This window comes from Stackebrandtia albiflava, assembly GCF_007994225.1.
Taxonomy (GTDB): domain Bacteria; phylum Actinomycetota; class Actinomycetes; order Mycobacteriales; family Micromonosporaceae; genus Stackebrandtia; species Stackebrandtia albiflava.
This window is the reverse complement of sequence record NZ_VLLL01000005.1, coordinates 128414-146409: the sequence shown is the minus strand read 5'-3', so window position 1 is coordinate 146409 and position 17996 is coordinate 128414. Positions and strand designations below refer to the sequence as shown.

Annotated in this window: 14 protein-coding genes; 1 reads left to right on the top strand and 13 read right to left on the bottom strand. The window is 70.7% G+C overall.

Translation table 11 applies throughout. The features are described 5' to 3' along the window. Nucleotides 1-64: 64 nt before the first annotated feature. The 8 genes from LX16_RS01475 to LX16_RS01440 all read right to left on the bottom strand — a co-directional run bounded on the left by LX16_RS01475 (nucleotide 65) and on the right by LX16_RS01440 (nucleotide 10998). Complete coding sequence (locus tag LX16_RS01475) at nucleotides 65-682, bottom strand: hypothetical protein (protein WP_147131920.1); 618 nt, start codon at nucleotides 680-682, stop codon at nucleotides 65-67. Nucleotides 683-818: 136 nt separating this feature from the next. Then, a complete protein-coding gene (locus LX16_RS01470; RefSeq protein ID WP_147131917.1) occupies nucleotides 819-1841 on the bottom strand; it encodes a serine hydrolase in 1023 nt (340 codons plus the stop codon). A 162-nt stretch (nucleotides 1842-2003) separates the two neighbouring features. Next, nucleotides 2004-2579, bottom strand: a complete 576-nt coding sequence (locus tag LX16_RS26980; RefSeq protein ID WP_211354228.1) for a hypothetical protein — start codon at nucleotides 2577-2579, stop codon at nucleotides 2004-2006. A gap of 97 nt (nucleotides 2580-2676) precedes the next feature. After that, on the bottom strand, nucleotides 2677-4245 hold the full coding sequence (gene dacB, locus LX16_RS01460) for a D-alanyl-D-alanine carboxypeptidase/D-alanyl-D-alanine endopeptidase (RefSeq protein WP_147131914.1): 1569 nt from the start codon (nucleotides 4243-4245) through the stop codon (nucleotides 2677-2679). A 271-nt stretch (nucleotides 4246-4516) separates the two neighbouring features. Continuing rightward, complete coding sequence (locus LX16_RS01455) at nucleotides 4517-5137, bottom strand: ABC transporter ATP-binding protein (RefSeq protein ID WP_147131911.1); 621 nt, start codon at nucleotides 5135-5137, stop codon at nucleotides 4517-4519. Further along, nucleotides 5137-6024, bottom strand: coding sequence for an ABC transporter ATP-binding protein (locus LX16_RS01450; protein ID WP_244615632.1), 888 nt, complete (start codon nucleotides 6022-6024; stop codon nucleotides 5137-5139). Before LX16_RS01450 ends, LX16_RS01455 begins: the two co-directional genes overlap by 1 nt. Next, nucleotides 6014-9127 (bottom strand): ABC transporter permease, encoded by a 3114-nt coding sequence (locus LX16_RS01445; RefSeq protein WP_158645447.1) that lies wholly within the window; start codon nucleotides 9125-9127, stop codon nucleotides 6014-6016. The genes LX16_RS01450 and LX16_RS01445 overlap by 11 nt, the downstream gene beginning before the upstream one ends. Nucleotides 9128-9294: 167 nt before the next feature. Then, nucleotides 9295-10998, bottom strand: coding sequence for an FAD-dependent oxidoreductase (locus tag LX16_RS01440; RefSeq protein WP_147131905.1), 1704 nt, complete (start codon nucleotides 10996-10998; stop codon nucleotides 9295-9297). A gap of 89 nt (nucleotides 10999-11087) precedes the next feature. On the opposite strand from LX16_RS01440, the gene LX16_RS01435 reads away from it, so the two are divergent. After that, complete coding sequence (locus LX16_RS01435) at nucleotides 11088-12059, top strand: GNAT family N-acetyltransferase (RefSeq protein ID WP_147131902.1); 972 nt, start codon at nucleotides 11088-11090, stop codon at nucleotides 12057-12059. On the opposite strand, the gene clpX is transcribed toward LX16_RS01435, so the two are convergent. The 5 genes from clpX to LX16_RS01410 all read right to left on the bottom strand — a co-directional run bounded on the left by clpX (nucleotide 11986) and on the right by LX16_RS01410 (nucleotide 17965). Beyond that, a complete protein-coding gene (gene clpX, locus LX16_RS01430; protein ID WP_147136823.1) occupies nucleotides 11986-13260 on the bottom strand; it encodes an ATP-dependent Clp protease ATP-binding subunit ClpX in 1275 nt (424 codons plus the stop codon). The genes LX16_RS01435 and clpX overlap by 74 nt on opposite strands. 212 nt (nucleotides 13261-13472) lie before the next feature. After that, nucleotides 13473-14111 carry an ATP-dependent Clp protease proteolytic subunit gene (locus LX16_RS01425; protein ID WP_244615631.1) on the bottom strand — a complete coding sequence of 213 codons (639 nt, stop codon included), beginning with the start codon at nucleotides 14109-14111 and terminating at the stop codon, nucleotides 13473-13475. An 18-nt stretch (nucleotides 14112-14129) separates the two neighbouring features. After that, entirely contained in the window at nucleotides 14130-14765 is a 636-nt protein-coding gene (locus tag LX16_RS01420) for an ATP-dependent Clp protease proteolytic subunit (protein ID WP_147131895.1), read from the bottom strand. A 336-nt stretch (nucleotides 14766-15101) separates the two neighbouring features. Further along, nucleotides 15102-16520, bottom strand: coding sequence for a trigger factor (gene tig, locus LX16_RS01415; RefSeq protein WP_147131892.1), 1419 nt, complete (start codon nucleotides 16518-16520; stop codon nucleotides 15102-15104). A 185-nt stretch (nucleotides 16521-16705) separates the two neighbouring features. Then, nucleotides 16706-17965, bottom strand: a complete 1260-nt coding sequence (locus LX16_RS01410) for an exo-beta-N-acetylmuramidase NamZ family protein (RefSeq protein WP_147131889.1) — start codon at nucleotides 17963-17965, stop codon at nucleotides 16706-16708. Between the last annotated feature and the right edge of the window lie 31 nt (nucleotides 17966-17996).

The following is a 17996-nucleotide window of genomic DNA, read 5'->3' as shown; positions in this document are numbered from 1 at the left end:
GCGCAGCGGGTTGCGGGCATCGCCGCCGGTCGGAGGCGGGACGGGTGAGTGCGGCCGGGCGGGTCTACCGGTCGGCCGGCTCCAGGTAGCCCAGTTCCATCGACACGATCGACGGCAGTGAGTCGGCGATCTGCGCGGCGATGTCCTCCGCGGTGGCGCCGTCCACGCCGTCGGGGTTCTGGGCGAACATCGTGCAGCAGTCCCACATGGAGTTCGTGCGGTACGAGAACGCCCACACGAGGAACGACAGCTGCGGTATCCCCAGCATGCCCTCGCCGTGCTGGCCGATCCACCGCAGGCCCGGATCCTGCGGGGAGTTGCTGATGCCGACGCCGGTCGGGACGATGCGGTAGCCGGTGAGGACGTCTACCGCGGAGTTGCCGCGCAGGTTCGCCTCCAGCAGCAGTCCCCTGCCGAGCAGGCCGTCGATCTCGGCGGAGATCTTCGACGCGGACACCTCCGACGCCAGTTGCTTTATCAACCAGTCGCGGTCGACCAGGTGGTCGGCGTGCTGGTCGGCGTCACCGTAGGCGCCACAGTAGACGAACCATTCCAGTGGCGTCAGCTGCTCGACCTCGTTGCCGACGTGCACCTCGTAGAACTCGGGCTCCTCCGAGGGTGGCTCAGATGCCGCGAAACATGCGCCCAGGGGCTTGCCGACCGGAAGGATGGTCATCGACATCGAAGGCTCCTCACAGTGCTCCGGCGATCGCCGCCCGGACGGCTCGACCGGGCCGGCGCTACGCCACCGAGCTTAACCCAGGCCCGCACCCGGCCGGGAGCGCCGATCGGTGGGGATCGGCGCTCCGGCCATCGGCTCAGCCGCCGTTGCTGGGTTCGTACTCCGGGATCGGGAACGTCTCGGCGCGGACACCGGGCAGTTCCACGATGCCGTCGAAGAAGTCGCGGCCCATCCTGGCCCGCGCCTCCACCGCCGGGTGGGTGGCGCCGTAGTTACCTGGCTGGCCCTGGCCGCTGGCGAACAGCGAATAGGTCAGCACGGGGGCACCGGCGGAGTCGAACATGATGCCCGCCTCGTGGCGTTCGTCGTTGAGCCAGCCCGCCTTGGTGGCGACCCGGGCCCGCTCGTCGGACGACATGTTGCGGCGGACGCCGTCGGTGAACGCGATCGGCGACCGCAGCAGGTTCAACAGGTACTCGGTGGAACCGGCCGACAGGAGTTCACCCGCGACGAGCGCGTTGAACAGGTCGTGCATCTCGCGTGGTGTACTGGTCCCCAGGTAGAACCGGTTCGGGTTGGCGACCGGCTCCACCTGCGTGTTCGGGAAGCCCTTGGCGACCAGGATCTCGTTGATCTCCAGGGCCGGGGCGACCAGGCCGGACAACCGGACCGCGGTGTCGTCGGAGATCGTCAGCAGCGCGGCCAGGGCGTGTCCCACGGTCACCATGCTGGGGTACGCCCCGTCGAGGCGGAACATGCCGTCCCCGTCGGGGATGATGATCGCCGCGCTCACCTCGACCTGCTGGTCCAGTGAGATCAGTCCCCTGTCGACCTTGTCGAGCACGGCGACGGCGACGGGCACCTTGTTGACGCTGAGCGCCTGGAGCACCTCGTCCGAACCGTGGCTCACCGCCAGGTGGCGGGTGCCGTCGGGCGAGACCGTGCTGATGTGGGCGTTCCACTTGCCGCCGGCGCGGCCGCTGTGACGCTGGTACGACCATGCGATCGAGTCGCAGGCGGCGACGGCGGATTCGGCGGCGGTGACGTCGGCACCGGCCTCCTCGGCCTGCGCCGGGGTGGCGATCAGCCCGGACGCCGCGGCGGCTGCGGCCCCGACGCCGAGTCCGAGCACGGTGCGGCGGTTGAGCGGACGTTCCATGTGTGTGTCTCCTGTGTAGTGAGGGGTCCGACTCGGAAACCCTAAGGGTTCGCCGTTCGTGAGACCACTGGGCGGCAACGGTTTTCCGAGGTTCGGATCTTCGTCTCACTTCGGCGGGGCGGGCATCCCTAATCGCCTCCGGTTACGTCAGGGTCGACGCGTTCAACATTCGAAGGTGCGCCATTCCACTTCGGGGAGTGGGCCCTCGTGGCTGTCGCCGAATCGCTCCGCCCACGCCTCGCAGGCCATCACCGGCCGGGTCAGCACGTGGTCGCCGGCCCGCTGCACGCGCAGCAACAGGCCGAGCCGCGACGACCACGGGTGACCCTGCAGGGAGTAGCGCAGGTCTGCGCCGGTCGCCGACAGACGGTCGATGAAACGGTCCTCCAGTACCGAGGGCACCCGCCCCACGAGCGCGAGGCCGTCGAGCGTCACCTGTGGACGGTTCCGGGCGTCGACCGCGATCGCCGCCGTGCGGCCGGAATCGTCGTGGTAGGTGGTCATCACCGCTGTGGCTGGTCGCGTCCGTGGTACGCCGGTGGCCGGGGGAGGCCGCTCGTCCCAGAGTTCCACGGAGGCGTCCCCACCGTGGCGCCGCCGGGGTGTGAGCACGTCGCCGACGACCTCGCGGATCCGGGTGGACGTCATCCCGAAACGCACCGGTCCGACGCCCACGTACGGCGTGAACGACCACTGTAGGCGTTCGGTGTCGTCACGTACCGGCCACATGCCCGTCATGCCGCCCCTTCCCCCGCATCGCGTCCGGTCGCCGGCGTGGTGACGGGTCCGGGCCTCCCACGGGAGAACGTGGGCGACCCGGACCCGGTACCCGTTGTCAGCAGCCGTCCTTGGTCCAGGAGCACTCGACGTCGGCACGACCGGAGTCCGGTGTGGATTCCATGGCGTCGTACGTCGACGCCGTGCCGGTGTCCTCGGTGCTGAAGGACGCCAGCGTGATCGCGACCGCGTCCTCCAGGTTCTTCACCGAACCCGCCAGGTAGTCGTTGCTGATGAGGCTGAACACCAGTTCGCGACCGTCGGCGTCGGTGACGTATCCCGACAGGCCGCTCACCGAGGTGAGGGAACCGGTCTTGGCGCGGACGTTGCCCTCGGCGGGGGTGTCGCACATGCGGCTCCGCAGCGTGCCGCCGACGAACCGCTCGGAGTCGCACGCCACGGGCAGCGAGGCGTACCAGGCGTCGAACCAGTCGGCGCCGCGCGCGGAGACGAGCAGGTCGATGAACTCGCGCGGCGGGATGAGGTTCCACCGCGACAGTCCGGAACCGTCGGACTGGCGTTGCGCGTCGGTGTCCATGCCGAGTCCGGCCACGAAGTCCTCGACGGCGGCCAGGCCGGCCGGCCAGCTCCCCTCGCCGGAGACGTGCAGCCCGATCGCCTTGGTGAGGGTCTCCGCGTGCCCGTTGTTGGACAGTTTCATGAACGGCACGAGCAGTTCCGACAGCGGCATCGAGCGGTGGTCCGCCAGCACCTCGGCGTCGGCGGGGGTGGCCTCACCGAGCCGGACGTCGCCCTTGACACGGACGCCGTGTTCACGCAGGGCCGAGGCGAACACGTCGGCGGCGTAACCGGTGGGCTCCCACACGGTCACCCACTCGCCCACGGAGTCACCGGCGGCGATCTCACCGGTCACGACGATCGTGTTGGTGCCGTGTTCGCGCTCCACCGTCAGATCCGTCTCACCGTCGGCGGCGACGGTGGTGGCGCGGATGTCGAAGTCCACGTAGTCGGTGGCCGGCTCGACCGACACCTCCGGTGCGTCACCGGACTCGCCGCCGTCCACCGTGACGATGACGGTCCCCGCGTCGTAGTCGGTGTCGGGGGCGACGGTCAGTGCCGATATCTGGGCGGAGTAGTAGTAGCTCTGGTCGTCCCAGCCCCATTCCGGCCCCAGCCGCACGGCGTCGTAGGCGGTGTCGTCGGCGACGAGGTCTCCCTTGACGGTCTTCACGCCGGCCTCGGCGATGCGGGCCGCGAGTGCGTCGTAGTCCTCGGCGAGCATGGTCGGGTCGCCGGTGCCCCGCAGGTACAGGTCACCGTGGAGGGTCTTGCCCCGGATGCGGCCGTCGTGGGCCACGTCGGTGACGAACCGGTGGTCGGCGCCCAGGATCTCCATGGCGGCGGCCGAGGTGAGCAGTTTCGTGTTGGACGCGGGGACGAGTCGCTGGTTGCCGCCCCGGTCGTAGAGGATGTCGCCGGTCTGGGCGTCGGCGACGACGAGACCGGCCTGCGAACCGTAGAGGCGGTCGTCGGCGAGGATCTCGTCGAGTGCGGCGGTCAGGCGCGCATCGCCCGGTTCCTCCGCCGAGACCACGGTGGCGGTGGTGAGTCCGATCGCCGTGACCGCGACCGCGGCGAGTATGTGGGCATGGGGTCGTTTCGGCATGCAGGGATCCTGCCACGACGGGTCCCGCCGGGCAACAGATCAATCCAGGAATCTCGACGTGTCGATCAGACGCCGTCTTCGGTCCTCGTCCGTCGCGAGCGGTGTCCGGTCGAGTGCGTTCGCAAGGCGGGGAAGGCAATGCCTTAGAAGGTCCGTACGTACCGGTGTGGTCGCACCGATCTTCAGCGGCATTGCCTTCGACAACGACGTAAGAGGGCGTCCACGCGCCGACCGGGTGAGCACGGCAGGACAGCGGGTTTGAGGACGGCGTCTAAGCGGGCCGGGTGGCGGACACCGCCGCGCCGTCGACCAGCCGCAGTTCCCCGTCGCAGTCGGCGGCCGCGCGCGGATCGTGCGTCGCGAACACGACCGCGGCACCGCGGCGGGCCTCCTCGCGCAGCACCTCCATCGCCACGTCGCGGTTGCGCGGGTCCAGATCGGAGGTGATCTCGTCGGCCAGCAGGACGTCGGCGGTCATGGCGAGGCCGCGCGCGATCGCGACCCGCTGCCGCTGCCCGCCGGACAGTTCGTCGACGAGTTGGCCGGACTGCCCGTCGACGCCCAACCGTTCGAGTGCCGCGTCGGCCCGCGCCGCCGCGTCCCGCCTGCCGACTCCGGCCGCCAGCAGCGCCACCAACAGGTTCTCGCGGGCGGTCAGCACCATGGCCAGGCCGTTGCCCTGCGGGATCAACGCGACGGTCGCCGCCTCCGGCGACCGCGCGACGGTTCCCGCGCGCGGCGCCACGAGCCCCGCCATCGCCCACAGCAGGCTGGTCTTGCCCGCGCCGGAGGCACCGGTGACGGCGAGCAGACTCCCCGCCGGCGCGTGGAACGACACGTCACGCAACGCGACGAGGTCCCCATAGGACACCGACAGTCCGGTCACGGTCATCACGTCGGTCGCACCTCCGCCGTCTCGGCCGGCGACAGTCTCAGTTCCCCCGAACCGGAGTCGCGGCGCACCCGCAGCAACGTGCCCGGCGGCATGTCGGTGAGCAGTTCCGCGGGCAGGTGCACGGCGCCGTCGGTCCCCACCACGAGGAAGTCCTCGCCCCGGCGGCCCTCCGCTCCCACCCGGCCGTCGCGGATCGTCACCGAACGACCGAACCGGGCGGCGACGCCGGGATCGTGGGTCACCACCACGACCGTGCTGCCCCGGTCGCGCACCGCCGACAGCGCCGCCACCACCGACTCCCGCGCCTCGGCGTCGAGCTGGGACGTCGGCTCGTCGGCCAGCAACAGCCCGCCACCGACCGCCGCTCCCACCGCGACCGAGAGACGTTGCCGCCCACCGGGTGTCAGCTCGCCCGGCGTCCTGGCGGCGGCGCCGGACATGCCGACCGTCTCCAACAGGTCCATCGCCGGGACGCGGCGCGCCCGGGGCACGCCCCGTTGCGCGAACCGGACGTTGTCCAGCGCCGACAGGTACGGGATCAGGTTCCGGTCGCCCTGGAGCACGACACCCAGCTCGGTGGCGCGCATCCGTTGCAGTTCGGCGTCCCCGGCGCGCGACAGGTCGTGGTCGCCGACCCGCAGGCTGCCCGCCGAAGGCCGCAGCAGTCCCGCCATCAGTGACAGCAGGGTGGACTTGCCGGAACCGGACGGCCCCACCAGCGCAACCGCCTCCCCCGCCGCGATGTCGAGGTCCACACGCGACAACGCGACCACGTCGTAGCCGTCGAGCCGGTAGATGAACACCAGGCCCCGGCAGGTCACCGGTACGCCGGTCACCCGCATCGCCACCTCGCTCCCGTCCGCGTCGTACGGTTCACCGTTCACCCTCCCGCAGCCGTTGGACCGTGCCGTGCCTGGCCCGCCACCGATCGACGGCCGCGGCGGTGCCGGTCAGCGCGGCGGCGGCCACGGCGACCGCCGCCGCCACCCACCACGCCCGCACGTGGTACTCCACGAGGGCGCCCGAGGCGACGCCGTCGACCAGCCGGATCGACGGCACCACCAGCCAGGTCGCCGCCAGGCCGGTCGCCGTCCCCATCACGATCGACAAGCCCGCCCAGTGCACGTGCTCGATCCGCGCCGCCCGCCGCAACGTGCCCGGGGGCACCCCCGCGACCCGCAGCGCCGCGTCGTCGTAGCCCCGGGGCCGGGAACCCGCCGCCGCCGTCAACGCGACCGCGCCCACCGCCAACGCCAACGCGGCGCCTCCGGCGAGCAGGTACAGCCGCAGCGCCAACGCCGACGGCTGGCGGCTCATCCGGTCGAGCAGATCCGCGCGGTCGAGCGTCCGGGTGACCGTGACGCCTTCGGCCGCCAGCCGGGCGGGCAGTCCCGCCCCGGCCTCCGCGGTCGCCCACACCTCGTATCCGATGTCGGTCTGCCCACCCAGCGACGTGAAGGCGTCAGCGATGCGGTCGGTGTATTCGAGGTCGACCAGCAGCGCCCGGTCACCTCCCCTGGGGATCACCGAGGCGGTCGCGACGGTCGCGTAGTGCTGGGGGGCGCCGTGCGGGGCGGGGAACCAGAACCGGGCGGCGGAGGGGTCGTCGTCGGGGGCGTCCCCGGCCAGCACCGCCGGCAACGGCGACGGCGCCGTCACGTACTCGGCGATCAGGTCCGGGACATCCACCCCGGTCGCCGACATCGTCAACCCGACGCCGTCGGCGGCGACCTCGAAGGGCACGTTCCGGGGCGTGAGTCCGCTGGACCGCCAACCGTCCACGGTGGTCAACAGTCCCTCGGCCTCCCCGTCGGCGTCGGCGACCCGCTCCACCGCCACCGCGAAGGACACGTCCTCGAAGTCACCGGGGTACCTGGCCACCCCGATGCCCACCAGGCGGCAACCGTCGTCGCAACCGGACAGCGAGACCCGGTAATCGTGCCGGCCGGTCCGCAGGTCGCCCATCAGGACGTTGCGGGGGCTGCGACCCGGTTCCAGGATCCGGGCGGTCAACTGCAGGGGCCGTTCCGCCTCCGCGACCGTCACAGACGCGGTGACCTCGATGGAACCGCGCACCGACACCGGATCGGGCGCCGCCGGGTGGAGCCGCCCCGACAGTTCCGCCAGCGTGGTCGCGTCGTGGCCGCGCCACCGCATGACCTCGGCCATCCGGTCGGTCTGGGCGGCGATCACCGTGAAGTTGCGGGAACCGTATCGCTCCGTGGTGCGCATGACACCCATCAGGCCCCCGCCGTCCGGGTCCAGAGTGGAGACGACCTCCATGAGCCGGTCGGGGTCGGCGACGTCCACCTGGTACACCAGGTCGGCGCCCACCTGGTCGGAGGCGGCGAGCCGCCGGTTGTGCGCCGACATGTCCCACGCCGCGAACCCGAACGTCAGCAGGGTGATCGCGACGGTCAACAGCGCGACCATGCGGCGGAACTCGCCGCGCCTGGCCAACTGCCAGGTGGCCAGCATCGCCGCCACCGAACCGCGCCGGGCGGCGACCCGGTGCCGCAGCCGCGACACCCCACCGAGCAGCCTGGCCGCCACCACGCCCGCGACCGTCGCCAGCAGGGCGGGCGCCAGCATCGACATCCCACCGGTCTCACCGGTGAGGAGCTGTGCCGTCGCGGCCACCGCGAGGGCCACCACGACGGCCTCCCAGATCCCCGCCGGTACCCGTCGGCGCACCGACACGCGGCGCAGCAGGCGCAGCACCGGGCGGCGCACGGTCCGGTAGGCGGCCGCCGTGAGAGCGACACCGGACCCGGCGAGCGCGACACCGGCGAACCACCACGCCCCCGGGGTGACCGCGACGCCGACCCCCTCGGCGAGGACCAGGCGACCGGTCACCTCGACCACGAGCAGCCCCAGGCCCATGCCGACGGGTGAACCCGCCGCGATCAACAGCAGCGCCTCACCCATCGCGAAGGCCACGACGGAGCGGCGGCGCAGCCCGCGCAGCTTCGCCAGCCCGATCTCCGCGCCGCGTTCGTGCATCAACCGGGTCGTGACGAGGTACAGCACGAGCCAGCACAACACCAGCAGCGGGACGGCCACCGGCGGAACGGTCCGCGCGACCGCCGCCCGGCCGTCCGCCACCACGTCGAACACCCCGGGCAGGTTCGTGTCCACCGCCAACGCGATGCCGGCGGGGTCGTCCGGCGGGGTCTCCAGCCCTTCCAACGCCTCCCGTACCGCCGTCACGTCGGCGGACCGCAACGCGGCGACGTCCAGCCGGTAGTCCGCGCCGACCCGGACGCCACGGGGAAGCGCCAACAGCGCCGCCGGGTCGGTCACCAGCAGCGCGTCCAGGTGGCGGTCGCCGCCGGAGTCGGTGCCGTGGCCGAAGTATCCGCTGCGTCCCCAGTACGGGTCCTCGGGGTCGTGGGGCCGGTAGACGCCGGCGACGGTGTGGGGTACCGGCTCGGACTCCGCCGCCTGGAGTCCGGACAGTGCGACGGTGTCTCCGACCCCGACCTGCTGCTCACCCGCCGAGCGTTCCGAGATCAGGACCTCTCCCGGTCCGGCGACACAGTCACCGTCGATCATCGACAGGTGGGCGCAGGCGTTCTCCCGATAGGCGAGCAGGGCGCGCGCGTCGTAGCGCCCTCCGGTGACGAGTCCGCCGCTGCGCAGGAAGCCCACGGGGTCGGTGTACACGTCCAGGGCGGGTGCCCCGGCGACCTTCGCGGCCACCGCCTCGATCGAGGCGGCCGGGTCGTCCGGGCCGGCGTCGAGATCCCGGACGTCGACCACCTGAAGTTGCAGGGCGCGCCCGTCCTGTGAGGTCAGCTCGTCCACCAGCAGCGACCGCCCCGCCGCGTCGGTGTACGCCGGGGTGAGAACCGCCGCGGCGGTGGTCGCCACGGCGAGCAGGAACACCACCAGCGACCGCGCGGGCCGGAAACGGATACCGCGAAGGATCACCCCGAACAACGTCGTCCCTCCCCCGTGCCACCGGTAACCGCTGTCCAGGATCACCGGTAACCGGCCGGTAGTACCCCCGTGAGGACGTTTCGTTGCCAAGCCGATGATTCCCCGTGACCGCTTCGAAACCGCCACACACCGACACCGGCGCGACGGCCGATCCATGATGGACGGCCGTGCCGGGATCGGCGCCACCACGGTGTTCCGGGAGGTCACGCCGGTCACCGCAGGGCGCCGGGCGCGCCGGGAGGCACCGCCGGGGCGACGGGCGGCACCGCCGGCACCCGCCGGTAGGGCGCGCCCGGCGGCGGCCGGGGATCGACGTCGCCCCGGTTCGGCCACGCGGCCGCCGCCCGCTCCGCCAAGGCCGTGATGGTCAGGGAGGGGTTCACGCCGGGGTTGGCCGGCACCGCCGATCCGTCCACCACGTGCAGCCCCGGATGCCCGTACACCCGGTGGTACGCGTCCACGACACCGGTGTCCGGCGAGCCGCCGATCACGCAGCCGCCCAGGAAGTGCGCGGTCGTGGGGATGTCCCACAGGTCCAGCCAGGTGCCGCCGGGGTAGGCGTCCAGTTCCTCGGCCAGCAGTCTCACGGCATGGTGCGCCACCGGTATCCAGGTGGGATTCGGTTCACCGTGCCCGGGTTCCGCGCGCAACCGCCCACGCCGCAGCCGCACCCGGATCGAGTTGTCGCGGCTCTGCATGACGAGCGCGATCACGGTCCGTCGCGACCAGTGCCGCAGCTTCGCCAGCTTGAGGCCGGATACCGGATCGCGGGCCACCGCGGCGAGAAGGCCCCGCCATCGCGGCCGTGGACCGCCGTCGACCAGCAGGGTCCGCAGCAGCCCCATCGCGCCGGAACCGGCGCCGTAACGTGTCGGCTCGATGTGGGTGTCCGGGTCCGGGTGGAACGACGACGTGATCGCCAGACCCCGGCTGTGGTCGGGTCCCGCCGTCCGGAACCGCTCGACGCCGAGCAGCGCCTCGGAGTTGGTGCGGGTCAGGTCCCCCAGCCGGGCGGACAGGTGCGGCAGCTCTCCGCCGGACCGCATCCGGTGCAGCAGCGTCTGCGTCCCGTGGGTACCGGCCGCGACGACCACCTGGTCGGCGGTGAACTCACGGCGCCCACCCGGGCGCCCGGTCCTGGTGGTCGTCACCCGGTACCCGCCACCGGGCAGCGGCGTCACGCGGCGCACCGTCGTCAGCGGACGGATGACGGCCCCGGCCCGCTCGGCCAGGTACAGGTAGTTCTCGGTCAACATGTTCTTGGCGCCGACACGGCAGCCGGTCATGCAGGCGCCGCAGGCGGTGCAGGCGGCCCGCCGTGGACCGTTGCCGCCGAAGTAGGGGTCGGCGGCGCCGGAGAAGTTCACGCCGACGTCGGTGGGCCGGAACGTCTCGGGCACCCCCATCCGGACCGCGACGCGGCGCACCGCCTGGTCGGCGGGCGTGGTCACGGGGTTGGCCACGACACCGAGCATCCGGGCGGCCTGGTCGTAGTGCGGCGCCAGTTCGGCGTACCAGTCCGCGATGTCGCACCACTGTGGATCACGGTAGAACTCCGGTGGCGGCCGGTACAGCGTTCCGGCGTAGACCAGTGAGCCGCCGCCGACACCCGCTCCGGCCAGGACCAGGACCCTGCTGCGGCGTCGTCCCCCGATGAGGTGGATGCGCTGGATCCCGGTACACCCCGCCCAGGGCGCCCACAGGTAGCGCCGCAACCGCCACGAGGTGCGCGGCAACGCGCGATGCCGCCGCGCCGGGTCCGACTCGGCGGGATCGTCGAACCTGCGGCCCGCCTCCAGCACCGCGACCCGGTACCCCTTCTCGGTCAACCGCAACGCCATCACGGCACCGCCGAAGCCCGACCCGACCACCACCACGTCGTAACGGTCGGTGTCGGGCGTCGATGTGGTCGGCATATCCCGGCATACTGCCAGCCGTCCCGGGCGCCCGGCAACCGCCGGTAAACCCGGAGGCGTCAGCCCGGCCCGTCTGGCACGCTGAGGTGATGGAGGACACCACGACGGTGCGCCGGCACGACACTCCCGGCGAGTTCGTCGCCGCGGTGGCGGACTGGCTCACCGGCGACCCGGTGGGCACCAACGTCCTGGCGACCGTCGCCCACGGCCGCGCCCTGGGGATGACGCCCCGCGCGGACGGCGAGTTCTGGCTCACCGTCCACGACACCACCGGCGTCACCGGAGCCGCCCTCCAGTCCGGCCGAGGACTGCTACTGCCCCGCCTGCCGGATTCCGCCGTCGACGCCCTCGCGCGGGAACTGGCGGCGTGGCGACCCGGACTGTCGTCCGTCAACGGGCCGCGCCCGGCGGTGGAACGTTTCGTCGCGCGTTGGCGCGAGCGCACCGGCCGCGCCGCCGAGGTCACCGGCCGGACCGGCCTGTTGGCCATGGCGGAGCCCTCGGTGCCCGATGACGTGCCCGGCGGGATGCGGACGGGCACCGCCGACGACGCCGACACCGTGGTCGGCTGGACCCGGGCGTTCGCCGAGTCGGTGCACGACGGCGAACGCATCGGACTGCGACAGGCCGCCGACGCCTTCCACCGGATGCGTGCCGCCGGAGTCGTGTACCGGTTGTGGCAGGTGGAGGGCATCCCGGTGTCCATGATGTACGAATCACTGCCGGTCAACGGGGTCGTGCGGATACAGAACGTCTACACTCCACCGGCCCGACGTGGGAACGGCTACGCCGCGGCGCTCGTCGGCACGGCCGCCCGCGACCTGACGGCGACTCCCGGCCTGACCGCCTGCGTCCTATACGTCGACCGGGCGAACCCGACTGCCGCCGGAATCTACCGACGGGTCGGCTTCCGGCCGTACCTGGACGCGGTCGCCTACCGGTTCACCGGCTTACCGGTTCCGGCGGGATCGACGCCGATGTGGAGGGTCAGGCGGTCTTCTTGCGGCGCAACGACCGGGTCTGCCGGATCTGGCTGGTACGCGGGATCAGAGTGGGGTTGACGTTCTCACGGACGACGTCGGCGGTGATGACGACCCTCGCCACCTTGTCGGCGTGGCTGGGGATCTCGTACATGACCGGCTCCAGCACCTCCTCCATGATGGCCCGGAGCCCCCGCGCCCCCGTTCCCCGCAACAGGGCCAGGTCGGCGATCGGCTCGACCGCCTCGTCCTCGAAGACCAGTTCGACGCCGTCCAGCTCCATGAGGCGCTGGTACTGCTTGATGAGGGCGTTGCGGGGCTCGGTGAGGATCTTCACGAGCGCCTTGCGGTCCAGGTGACGCACGGTCGTCAACACCGGCACCCGGCCGATGAACTCCGGGATCAACCCGAACTGGAGCAGGTCCTCCGGCATCACCTGCGACAGCAGGTCGTCCGCGTCCCGGTCGGCCTTGCTGCGGATCGTGGAGGTGAAGCCCAGACCCCGCTTGCCGACCCGCTGCTCGACGATGTCCTCCAGGCCCGCGAACGAGCCGCCGCAGATGAACAGGATGTTCGAGGTGTTGATCTGGAGGAAGTCCTGATGGGGGTGCTTGCGGCCACCCTGGGGCGGCACCGAGGCGACCGTGCCCTCCAGGATCTTCAGCAACGCCTGCTGCACGCCTTCACCGGAGACGTCCCGCGTGATCGACGGGCTCTCGGCCTTCCGGCCGGCCTTGTCGATCTCGTCGATGTAGATGATGCCCGTCTCGGCGCGCTTGATGTCGTATTCGGCGGCGACGATGAGTTTCAGGAGGATGTTCTCGACGTCCTCACCGACGTAACCGGCCTCGGTGAGGGCGGTGGCGTCCGCGATGGCGAACGGCACGTTGAGGATGCGCGCGAGCGTCTGGGCCAGGTGTGTCTTGCCGCTGCCGGTCGGCCCGATCATGAGGATGTTCGACTTGGAGAGCTCGACGTGCTCGCCGGACTTACTCGGGACCGCTCCGGCGGCGTCGACCTGCACCCGCTTGTAGTGGTTGTAGACGGCGACCGCCAGCGAACGCTTCGCCTCGACCTGCCCGACGACGTACTCGTCGAGGAACTCGCAGATCTCCTTGGGCTTGGGCAGTTCGTGCCAGTTCGAAGCCGCCTCCTCGGCGGCCTCCTCCTCGATGATCTCGTTGCAGAGATCGACGCACTCGTCACATATGTAGACGCCGTGCCCGGCGATCAGCTTCTTGACCTGACGTTGCGACTTGCCGCAGAAGGAACATTTCAGCATCTCACTGTCGCTGAGTCGTGGTGCCACGCCTGCCCACTCCCTGCATCACTCGCCCGGTCACCCGGATCGCCTTGAGTCCCCGCCGTAGAACCGAGCCTGGGCGGCTCGGGCCACGCGGCATCGCCGTCTGCCGATGCCGCACCATACCGACCGTACCCGCCCGGGAGCCGCGGCGCCATAAGGTTTGCTCACCGTGGCCCCCGGGCGTGCGGTCAGGAGGCGGAGACCGCCTTGACGGCGTTCTTCTTCCGATAGGTCAACACCGCGTCGACCATGCCGTACGCCTTGGCCTCCTCGGCGGTGAAGATCTTGTCCCGCTCGATGTCCTTGCGGACCTTGTCGGCCGGCTGCCCCGTGTGCCGGGCGAGGATGGCCTCCATCTGCTCGCGCATCCGCAGGATCTCGCGGGCCTGGATCTCCATGTCGGACGCCTGGCCGTAGGTCCCCTCGGTGGCGGGCTGGTGGATGATCACCCGCGAGTTCGGCAGCGCGACCCGCTTGCCGGGCGTACCGGCCGCCAGCAGGATCGCCGCGGCCGAGGCCGCCTGCCCCATGCACACCGTCCGGATGTCCGGACGGACGTACTGCATGGTGTCGTAGATGGCCATCAACGCGGTCAGCGAGCCGCCGGGCGAGTTGATGTAGATCTCGATGTCGCGCTCGGGGTCGTTGGCCTCCAGCACGATCAGCTGGGACATGATGTCGTTGGCCGAGGTGTCGTCCACCGGGGAGCCCAGGAAGATGATCCGGTCCTCGAACATCTTGTTGTACGGGTTCATCTCCTTGATCCCGTACGAGGTCTTCTCGGTGAACGACGGGATGATGTACCGGCCGTGCATCTCGTGTGTCATGTGGTTCCTCATCCCCTACTAGTTGCGGGTGCCTGCGCCGCTGGGCACCTGACCGGCGGCGGTGATGACCTGGTCGATGAAGCCGTAGTCCTTGGCCTCCGCGGCGGTGAACCAGCGGTCCCGGTCGGAGTCCGCCTCGATCTCGTCGAGGCTGCGCCCGGTGTGCTGGGACACCCGCTCCTGGAACATCTTCTTCGTGTAGAGCATCTGTTCGGCGAGGATGGCCACATCGGACGCCGTTCCACCGATGCCACCGGAGGGTTGGTGCATCATGATCCGGGCGTGCGGCAGGGCGTAACGCTTGCCCTCCGTCCCGGCGCACAACAGCAGCTGCCCCATGGATGCCGCCATGCCCATCGCGATCGTGGCCACGTCGTTCTGGATGAACTGCATGGTGTCGTAGATCGCCATGCCGTCGTACACCGAACCACCGGGCGAGTTGATGTACAGGTTGATGTCGCGTTCGGGGTCCTCGGCGGCCAGCAGCAGGAGTTGTGCGCAGATCCGGTTGGCGACCTGGCTGTTGACCTCGGTGCCGAGGAAGATAATGCGGTCCTTCAGCAACCGGTTGTAGACCATGTCGTCGAAACCGGCGAAGGAGCTGTCATCGCCGCGACGGGCGACGGGCGCGAACGGTGTGACCGGGTGTGTCATAACGCCCTCTCTTGTTCGATACGGGATTCTCTAGCAACTCCCGACCCTAGCCGCCCACGACGACCATCCGCCGCATGACGGGGCGATGTTCGCTCGAAGCGGAGCGGAGAGCGAACTAGGAATACAGCGCGCCGACGGCGGGCCGCAGGCCCAGCCGTCCAGCGGAGCTGGAAGCGAACCGGGAATACGGCGCTCCCGGACGGTAAGCGGTGAGGGGACGGTCCCGAGTGGTGTCGCGGGTGGCACGTGTCCAACCCGCGACTCGGGTCCGTCCCCTCGTCGTCTCACGGCGGCCGGGCGGTGCCGGGGCCGTGGTCGCCCCGCACCGGTGCCCGGTTACTCCGATTTGGCCGTCTCGGCCGCCTCGGTGGCGGTCTCGTCGGTGTTCTCGTCCTCGTCGGACTCCTCGGCGGCACCGGCCGCGTTGGGGAACAGCGTGTCGTTGTCGAGCTCGGCACCCGAGGTGTCCACGATCTTGGCGAGCCGCACGACCTCCTCCAGGGCGAGGCCCTGCCGCACCTCGGCGGCGATGCCGGGGATCAGGCCGCGCTGCTGGAGCGTGTTGGCGAACTCCTGGAGACGGTCCTGCGGGACGCCCTGCTGCTGCGCGCGGCGGATGATCTCCGAGGTGAGCAGTTCACTCGTCACCTGCACCTCGGTGGTCTCGGCGACCTTGTCGAGGATGAGCTGACGGCGCAGGCCGTTGGAGGCCGTCTCCTTGAGCTCGGCCTCGAACTCCTCGACGGTCTGACCCTGCGACGCCAGGTAGGTGTCCAGGTTGGCGCCCATGGCGGAGAGCTGCTCGTCCAGGTGGGAGCGGCGGTGCTTGACCTCGTCGTCGATGACGCCCTCGGGGACCGGGATGTCGACGGCCGCGACCAGTGCCTCGGCGGTGCGCTCCCGGGCCTGCTGCAACTGGGTGGCCTCGGCGCGGGCGGCGAGCTGGTTGCGGCTGGCCTCGCGCAGTTCTTCGAGCGTGTCGTGTTCGGAGGCGAGTTGGGCGAAGTCGTCGTCCAGCTCGGGGAGTTCACGTTCCTTGACGGAGTTGACCTTGACCTCGACGGTGGCCTCGCGGCCCGCGTGGTCGCCGCCCGCAAGGGTGCTGGTGAACTCGCGGGTCTCCTCGGCGGTCATTCCGACCAGCGTCTCGTCGAGCCCTTCGAGCAGGTCACCGGAGCCGACCTCGTGCGACATGTTGCCGGCGGTGCCGCCCTCGACCTCTTCACCGTCGACGGTGGCCTTCAGGTCGATGGTCACGAAGTCGCCGTTCTGGACGGCGCGCTCGACGGTCTTGAGGGTGCCGAACCGCAGGCGCAGGTTCTCGATCTCGTCGTCGACCTGCTCGTCGGTGACCTCGGTGCCGTCGACGGTCACGGTCAGCTCGGACAGTTCCGGCAGGACGATCTCGGGGGCCACGTCCACCTCGACGGTGAACGAGAACGGCTGGTCCTGCTCCAGGTTGCTCGACTCGAAGTCGACCTCGGGCCGCCCGAGCGCCTTGATGTCGTTGTCGGTGTACGCCTCGGCGATCTTGCGGGGCAGCGCGTTGTCGATGGCCTGGGCGTGGATGGCGTCCTTGCCGACCCGCTGGTCGATGACGGCGCGCGGCGCCTTGCCGGGACGGAACCCGGGCACCTTGACCTGCGCCCCGACCTGCTGATACGCCTGTGTCAGGTGCGGAGCGAACTCTTCGTACGGCACCTCGACGGACAGTCGCACCCTGGTGGGGCTCAGGGTCTCGACGGTGCTTTTCACAGACGTACTCCTTGGTCTAGCGATGCTGTTGGCGAGGGCTGAGATCGGATTATTCATGGCGGAAAAGCGCATGTGAGACAGCCACCCCGGTCGAGTCTAAGACGTCTCCACCAGCGCCCGGCCACCGGTGTGGCGATACTCTCGCACCACCGGCGGCCGGACGGATCCGTGCCCGCGGCCGGTCGCTAGCGGTACAACAGGTGGTCGCGCCGTATGTCGCGGAAATCGGCCAACTCGTCGCGCCACCCGGCGATGACGGTGTCGACGTCGGCTCCGGCCTCGATGTCGGTGCGGACCTGATCGGAGCCGGTCAGCTTGTCGATCCACGGGACGGTGTCGCCCTCCCGCCAGCCGTACTGCGGGAACTCCCTGCGCTGCACGATGATCATCGCCAGGGCGGTGCGGATCGGGTCGAAGACGTCGTGATCGGTGATCTGTACCTCCACGCCTCCGCAGGTGGCGCCCTGCCACTTGGAGAACACCGGTTTGAAGTACGCCTCCCGGAACTCGACGCCGGGCAGGTCGGCGGCGGTGAGCGCGGCCTGCCAGCGGTGGTCGATGCCGGGGGCGCCGATCACCTGGAACGGCTGGGTCGTGCCGCGTCCCTCCGACAGCTGCGTCGCCTCGAACAGGCAGGTGCCCGGGTAGAGGCGCGCCGTCGTCGTGGTGGGCATGTTCGGGGAGGGCGCCACCCACGGCAGGCCGGTCTCCTCGTACCGCATCCGGCGTTTCCAGCCGGTCATACGGACCACCGTCAGGTCGACGGAGCGGCCGACCGACTCCGGCAGGAACTCGGCGTTGAACAGGCGGGCCAGTTCACCGACCGTCATGCCGTGCCGTTGCGATATGGCCTTGAGCCCGACGAAGGACGCCACCTCCTCGTGCAGGATCGGTCCCTCGGCGTCGCGCCCGGTGACGGGGTTGGGGCGGTCCAGGACGACGAAGGACATGTCGTTGCGGGCGGCGGCCTCCATCGCCAGGTACATCGTCCAGATGTAGGTGTAGAACCGTGACCCGACGTCCTGGATGTCGAAGACGACGGTGTCGAGCGCCAGCTCGCCGAAGTACCGGGCGAGCTTGTCCTTGTCGTTGTAGGCGTTGTAGACGGGCAGGCCGGTCTTGGGGTCGATGAAGTAGTCCTCGCCCTCCCCCGCCTGGGACGTGCCCCGGAATCCGTGTTCGGGTCCGAACACCGCCACCAGGTCGACGGCACCGGATTCGGCCATCACGTCGACCTCGTGCCGGAGGTCGGGGGTGACGGCGGTCGGGTTGGCGATGACGCCGACGCGCTGCCCGGCGAGCAGCGCGTAGTCGTCGTCGGCGAGGGCGGTGAAACCGGTGCGGACCCGGCGGCGGCCGTCGGGGTCGGCGTGGGCGGTGCCGGGTGCCAGCAGCGGTACGGCGGCCAGTCCGGCGGTGGCGGCGAGCAGGTTCCTGCGACGCATGGTTTCCTCACTTCGTCGGGGGCGTCGGCCG